Source organism: Actinomadura sp. KC345, from assembly GCF_004348515.1.
Taxonomy (GTDB): Bacteria; Actinomycetota; Actinomycetes; order Streptosporangiales; family Streptosporangiaceae; genus Spirillospora.
On the sequence record NZ_SMKH01000378.1, the window covers coordinates 1 to 6,388 of the forward strand.

Annotated in this window: 8 protein-coding genes; 5 read left to right on the top strand and 3 right to left on the bottom strand. The window is 70.0% G+C overall.

What is annotated here, in order from left to right; all coding sequences use genetic code 11:
• Positions 1-723, bottom strand: a 723-nt coding sequence (locus E1281_RS35840; protein ID WP_131884147.1) for a phosphoribosylaminoimidazolesuccinocarboxamide synthase, incomplete at its 3' end; no start/stop codon positions are given.
• Positions 724-903: 180 nt separating this feature from the next.
• On the opposite strand from E1281_RS35840, the gene E1281_RS35845 reads away from it, so the two are divergent.
• Complete coding sequence (locus E1281_RS35845) at positions 904-1,260, top strand: DUF3140 domain-containing protein (protein ID WP_131884148.1); 357 nt, start codon at positions 904-906, stop codon at positions 1,258-1,260.
• A 12-nt stretch (positions 1,261-1,272) separates the two neighbouring features.
• Entirely contained in the window at positions 1,273-1,467 is a 195-nt protein-coding gene (locus tag E1281_RS35850) for a hypothetical protein (protein WP_131884149.1), read from the top strand.
• Positions 1,468-1,541: 74 nt separating this feature from the next.
• Here E1281_RS35850 and E1281_RS35855 read toward each other — a convergent pair whose 3' ends face one another.
• A complete protein-coding gene (locus tag E1281_RS35855) occupies positions 1,542-1,733 on the bottom strand; it encodes a hypothetical protein (RefSeq protein ID WP_131884150.1) in 192 nt (63 codons plus the stop codon).
• A 73-nt stretch (positions 1,734-1,806) separates the two neighbouring features.
• The gene (locus E1281_RS35860; protein WP_131884151.1) at positions 1,807-2,688 is read right to left on the bottom strand and encodes an arylamine N-acetyltransferase; all 882 of its coding nucleotides are present in this window, start codon (positions 2,686-2,688) and stop codon (positions 1,807-1,809) included.
• A gap of 250 nt (positions 2,689-2,938) precedes the next feature.
• Between E1281_RS35860 and E1281_RS35865 the strand changes: the two genes are divergently transcribed.
• The 3 genes from E1281_RS35865 to E1281_RS35875 form a co-directional block, all read left to right on the top strand.
• Positions 2,939-3,478, top strand: coding sequence for an ATP-binding protein (locus tag E1281_RS35865; RefSeq protein WP_131884152.1), 540 nt, complete (start codon positions 2,939-2,941; stop codon positions 3,476-3,478).
• Positions 3,479-4,131: 653 nt separating this feature from the next.
• Positions 4,132-5,253, top strand: a complete 1,122-nt coding sequence (locus E1281_RS35870) for a hypothetical protein (RefSeq protein ID WP_131884153.1) — start codon at positions 4,132-4,134, stop codon at positions 5,251-5,253.
• Between the two features lie 93 nt (positions 5,254-5,346).
• On the top strand, positions 5,347-6,388 hold a 1,042-nt coding region (locus tag E1281_RS35875), incomplete at its 3' end, for a CocE/NonD family hydrolase (protein WP_131884154.1).

Consider the following 6,388-nt stretch of genomic DNA (forward strand, 5'->3'; position numbering starts at 1 on the left):
GTCGAGGGTGCTGCTCCAGTTGCGGACGAACTGCTTGTCCAGTGCGTGCTGGGGGCGGCCGGGCCGCCACTGGTCGGCGGGCCAGAAGCGCGAGGAGTCCGAGGTCAGGACCTCGTCGCCCAGGGTGAGGGTGCCGTCGGCGTCGCGTCCGAACTCCAGTTTCGTGTCGGCGATGATGATGCCGCGCTCGGCGGCGATGGCGGCGCCGCGCTTGTAGATCTCCAGGGTGACGTCCCTGAGGCGGGTGGCGGTGTCGTCGCCGATCTCCTGCACGACGTCGTCGTAGGTGATGAACTCGTCGTGGCCCTCGGTCGCCTTGGTGGTGGGGGTGAAGATCGGTTCGGGCAGCCTGGACGCTTCGACCAGGCCGTCCGGCAGCGAGATCCCGGAAACGGCCCCGTTCTTCTCGTACTCCTTGAGTCCCAGGCCGGTCAGGTAGCCGCGGGCGATCCACTCGACGGGGAGCATGGAGAGGCGGCGGCAGCGGACGGCCCGTCCCGCCAGTTCCTCCGGTACGTCAGTGGCGGACACGATGTGGTTGGGGATGATGTCTGTGAGCTGCTCGAACCACCAGAGCGAGAGCTGCGTGAGGATCTTCCCCTTGTCGGGGATCAGCGTCGGCAGGACGACGTCGTACACGCTCACCCGGTCGGACGCCACGAGGATCAGGTCGTCCCCGTCCGCGTAGACGTCCCTGACCTTGCCCGAGTGGACGAGTTCCATGGTGCTCCCTCAGCTTGCTGTCCCGTGACGGGGTGACCCGGAGGTCCTGCACGCAGGAGTCTGACACAAAAGGCCCCGCCACCTGGGGGCGAGCCTGCCCGTCCGGGCGGATGGCGCAACGGTGAATGGGGCCGTGGGTGACGGGTACGGCGGTCGTGAACGGCGGACAGGGAGTTGCGAATGAACGAGCGCGTTTCGGCCGAGGTCGAGCTGGCCTGGGAGGACTTCCACCGGCTCGTCAACATGACCTCCGACGAGTTGCGGACCTGGCTCCTCACGGACGCCTCCGGAGAGGAGGCCTTCCCCGCGGGTCCGAGCCCGGGAGTCTCCGAACTCGGCTCCCGTGTGGTGGACGTGCTGCGCAAGCGGAAGGTCGACCTGACCGAGGGCGACGCCGAGGTCATGCAAGAGGTCGTCGACTACGTGGAGGACCGGCTGGAGAACCGTCCGCCGAACGCGGAGCGGGACGAGGAGTGGCGGCACGCGCTGATGAGCGTGGGACACGACCCGCTGCGTCCCGATCCATCCAGTGCCTAGGAGGCGAGGATCATGCCGAACCCGCAGCAGCCCGAGATACGGCGGTCGGACCGCACCCAGGTGACGAACAATCCGGCGCCGGAGTCGACCGACCGTTCGTCGACCAGGGGGAAGAAGAGCCATGCGCACGGCACCGACAAGGGGAACAAGGGCGGCGGTGAGGGCGGCGGAACCCCGCCCGACCAGCAGCCGCCCCACCCCGACTAGAAGGTACGACCGATAAGCAGGACGGCGGAAGGCCGCCCCGACGTGCACGGGGCGGCCTTCCGCCGTGCGGGCGGCTAGTCGGGGATCTCGGTCTGGGGGGTGTAGCCCTCGTCCTCGCCGCCCGGGGTCTCGGCCTCGGCGATCGGCGGGTCGGTGGGGCCGGGGGCGTGCTCGTCGCCGAAGTCGTGGTCCTCCTCCTGGGGTGCGTTCTCCTCGGCGCGGCGGTCGGCGAGCGGCTTGTCCTCGTCACGTCTGCGTTCGCTCATCGTCCCTCCTCTGCGGGCGGTCGGCGCGGACGGAGCTGTTGCCCCAGGCTGGGCGGTACCCCGAGGGAGGACTTCAACCGTCGTTCAGGGAGCGCATGAACGTGATGAGACCTCGTGCGTCCTCGGCTTCCAGGACGATGTCGAAGTGGCTCGCCAGTGTCTCGGGCAGCTCCTCCGGGGCGAGCGTGCGGGTTTCGGTGGAGCGGTCCGGGCCGGTGGTGGTCAGCTTCGTCCCGTCCAGGACGTGGTGGGCGCCGGGCGAGAACTTCTGCGTGAACGGGCGCTTCGTGAACGGGGATCGCGGGCTGGTCGACACGTAGTGGTTGAACACGTCGAAGTCGATGCGGAACGTTTCGTTCATGGTGAACGTGTGACGCTGGACCCATCCCTCCGGTTGGAGTTGATGGAGTTCCCACCCGGCCGTGGCGGGGCTCCAGGTGGAGACCGTCCTGCCCTTCTGGAGGCGGAAGCGCCAGCCGTCCTGGTCGACCTCCTCGCCCTCGCGGAGGCGCAACGGCTCCAGGGGGCCCGCGCCGAAACCCACGTCGCACAGCCAGGCGGCCTGGTCGCGCGGTCGGCCGGGCGGGCGGACGTGCAGCAGCGCGTGCGTGGACGGCAGGAGCTTGTCCGTCCCCATCGTCACCCGCCCGGCCAGCGCGGTGACCTCGTAGCCCAGGCGCTCCAGGACGGCCGCGAACAGCCGGTTGTGCTCGAAGCAGTAGCCGCCGCGCGGACGGTCGACGAGCTTGGACTGGACGGCGTCCAGTGACAGCTCGACCGGGCGGCCGAGCATGATCTCCAGGTTCTCGAACGGGATGGAGGTGGTGTGGGCGCGGTGCAGGGCGCGCAGCGTCTCGGGCGTGGGGGCCAGATCGCCGTCGTGGCCGACCCGCTTCAGGTAGGCGGGCATGTCGACGAGGTCGCCCTGCCATCCGTATCCGAGATCCTCGGTCATGATGTCCTCTCCCCTTGGTCGCGCGCCCGCCGTGTTCACGCGCTCATGCTGAGGGGATAACAACGGATTTCGCCTGAATCCTCCCGGTAGCCATGGCCGCACCGCCCGGGGCTCCCGGCTACGTGCGTTTTGTGTGGGGCCGGTGGTGCGATCTGGGGAAACGTTCGCGGGGACGTGAACGGGAGACGGGTCCCCGGCCGTACAGCGAGGGTGACGGGCGACTTTCCGGAGGCGAAAGGGGGCCGTCTCTGTGGGCGTCGAGGACGTGGTGCGAGCTGCCGGCCGGGACCACCCGGTGATCGGCGAGATCACGTTGCCGGGGGTGCGCAAGTCCGTGGGGCGGGCGCGGACCTTCGTCCGCGACACGGTTCTCGGCCGCTCCCGCGAACCTGGACGCGGCGGCATCGGCCGGTACGGCGAGGGGGCGGGCGACGCGGGCCCGGATGGCATGACGCTGGACGACATGGTGACCGTGGCCAGCGAGATCGTGGCGAACGCGATCACGCACACGGCGTCCGGGCTTGAGGACGGGGAGGTGACGGTCGTCCTGTCGGCCGGGGGCGGGGTCTACCGGCTGGAGGTCTTCGACGACGGCGCCGCGGAGGGGCGCCCGTACGTCGAGGAGGAGGTCGGGGCGGAGACCGGGCGGGGGATGCGGATCGTGGAGGCGCTCGCGGCCCGCTGGGGGTCCCGGACGTGCGGTCACCGGAGGGTCGTGTGGGCGGAGTTCCCGGCCCCGGCCGCTGAGGGCCGGGGCCGGGCACGGGCGCCGTTCAGCGACCGCGGTTGAACTGGCGGGTGGGCATCCGCCCGGCGTTGCGCCGATTGTTCGCGAAATTCGCCGACCTGAAGTCGGGGTTCTTCCGCTTGCCCTTCTTCTTCGACTTGGTGAAGGGAGTGGACGCGGGATCGTGGTTAATGGCAGGCATGAAGAGAAGACCTCCGGGCACGTTCGGGTCCGGCCGCAAAGGGCCAGGCGGAAAAGGGCCGAGCGGAAAAGGTGCGCAGCATGACGGTGCAGGCCACGGCCGGTGTGACGCGGACGTGGCGCAAGGCATCAAGTGACGGCCGTCATAGGACGGGTGTCGTGCAACGGCGTCAAGTGACGGCGGTCATGCCGCCTAATGAGGTGGGAGCGGCCCGTGCCTGAGTGGGCGGGGGCGGCTCAACCGGAGAGATATCAAAGCTCCATGGGCAATAGTTAGCCATAAGCCTTCGAGACTGTCAACTCGTAATTCCGTCCCATCTGTGGGATGCCCGTCGTCGACACCACGACCGGGATGCGGCGACGAGCGTGTGCCCCACGACCGCGACCACGCATGGTCAGTGCGCCGCTACATGCGGCGAGTCCGGCCCGCCGCACCCGGCCGGCGCCCGAGATTGATCGGATCGAACATTCCGCCACAGCAGTGATGATCTTCGCTTATCGGCATAATCACGCGAATGGCGATATCGCTCCCGGTGCGGTTCCGCAGCGACGGCGTGCGGGTGGCGGTCGAGACCGATCCGCTGCACGCCCCCCTGCGCGACTTCCTCATCAACGACCTGGGCGAGGACATCTCCGCGATCGTCCGTGCCCAGGGGCGGCTGACCGGCGACCGGATCGAGCCCTGGCAGGAGCTCTACCGCTACCACCGCCTCGACTTCGACGGAACGATCGTCCACGTGCGCGACGTCGGCGGGTGGGCCTCGTGCGACCTGGACCCGGCCGTCCTGCGGCGGTGCCTGGACGAGTACCTCCAGCAGGTCGGCGCGCTGCATGGCCGCCGCACCCTCGAACGCGCGCTGAGCGAGGCGCCGTCCGGCGAGTCGGTCGCCACGTCGCTCGCGCTCGGCTCCGTCTCCCACCGGGCCCAGGGCTGGGGCCTGGTCCAGACGCCGCGCGCCGTCCTTGAGGACGTGGCCGGCCTCACCGCGCACCCGGACGCCTGCCTGCCGCACGGCGTCCTGGGAACCGGCTCCGGTGCGTGCTGGGCGGATCTCGCTGTCTTGGGCGGAACGCACACCCGGCTCCGCAGCGGCACCAAAACGTTCATGCCGCGTGGCATCGACCCAGAGCGGCTCATGAGTGAACTGGGCAACGCTCTGACGCAGGCTCGTTTCCTGGGAGCCGTCCCTGGTGCGTGGTACGGCTTCGTGGCGGGAGTGCCAGTGCACGGCTACGTCGACCCGGACATGGTCCTACGTCTCCCCTGCGATCCGATCGAGGTCGCGGGGGTCGTGCAGCGCGTGAGGGTGTTCTTCCCAGAGCTGGCGGATTCCGGTGTCGATCTGGAGTCCGCCGCGTTGACCGCATGCGGATCCAGCTCCTCGGTGTACGGGCCACGCCACGTCCTGACCGCGTTCCTGCTTCACGACGTGCAGAGCCACCGCCACCATCTGGACGTCGTCCGGAACGCACGGCCCGGCTGGGAGCACACAGGGAACGCCTGTCACCTGCGCCTGGACGTCCGGACCGTCCGCCTGGAGCATCTGTGGCTGCCAGGATACGCCTGCGAGATACCCACGGGCGAGTTCGCGCGGATCCTCACCGAGTACGAACGCCTCACCGCCCAGGTCTTCTGAGCGATCTCACGCTGGCTAGCCTTGCCTCCGACGAGGCCCGGCCTTCTGCCCCGACGCGGGAGGACGGGGCAGCCGAAGCCTGGGAGGACGCCGATGGCGGTCTGGGGACGACTCGCGGATCGCCTGCTCGGCCTCCCCGAGGCGCCGGAGCCGAATGTCCGGATAGCGCGTGACCTGCGTGTCCCCATGCCGGACGGGGTCGTGCTCGTCGCGGACCTGCACCGTCCGCAGGGCGCCGGGCCGATGCCGGTCGTGCTGGTCCGCACCCCGTACGGGAAGCGGCAGCCGGTCATCCGGCTCTTCGCGGGGGTCCTCGCGCGGCGCGGCTTTCCGGTCGTCGTCCAGAACGTGCGCGGCGTCCTCGGGTCGGGCGGTGAGTTCCGCGCCTTCCACAGCGAGAAGGACGACGGCCTCGCGACGCTCAAGTGGGTGCGGGCCCAGGCGTGGTGCGACGGCCGGGTCGCGATGGCCGGGGCGAGCTACCTCGGGTTCACCGAATGGGCGGTCGCGCCCTACGCGGATCCGCCTCTGGAGGCGCTGGGGCTCGGCGTCACCGCGTCGGAGTTCGTGAGCTCGTTCTATCCGGGCGGTGCGCTGGCCCTGCACAACACGCTCATCTGGTCGTCGTCGATGGGGGCCCAGGGGGATACGGGACGGCGTCTCCATGACAGGCTCCTGCATGACAGACGCGTCCGCCGTGCGATGCGGCACCTGCCGGTGGGCGAAGCCGACACGGCCGCGATCGGACGTCCTGAGCCGTTCCTCCGCGAGGTCACCGCCCACGCCGGGCGCGGCGACGACTTCTGGGAGGCCACCGACCACAGCGCCGCCGTCCCCGCGACCACGTCGCCCGCCACGATGGTGACGGGCTGGTGGGATCTCTTCCTCCGCGGTCAGCTCCGCGACTTCGCCGCCCTTCACGGCGCCGGACGCCTCGTCCGCATCACCATCGGCCCCTGGGGTCACGACACGAAGGCCCTCCGCGCGACGCTCGCCGACCAGGTGTCCTGGCTCGGCGCCCACCTGAACGGCGACAAAGCCCAGCTCCGCCGGGCTCCCGTAAGGCTCCATCTTCAGAAGGCCGACCGCTGGCTGGACTTCGACCGATGGCCCCCGCCAGAGACGACCCCCACCC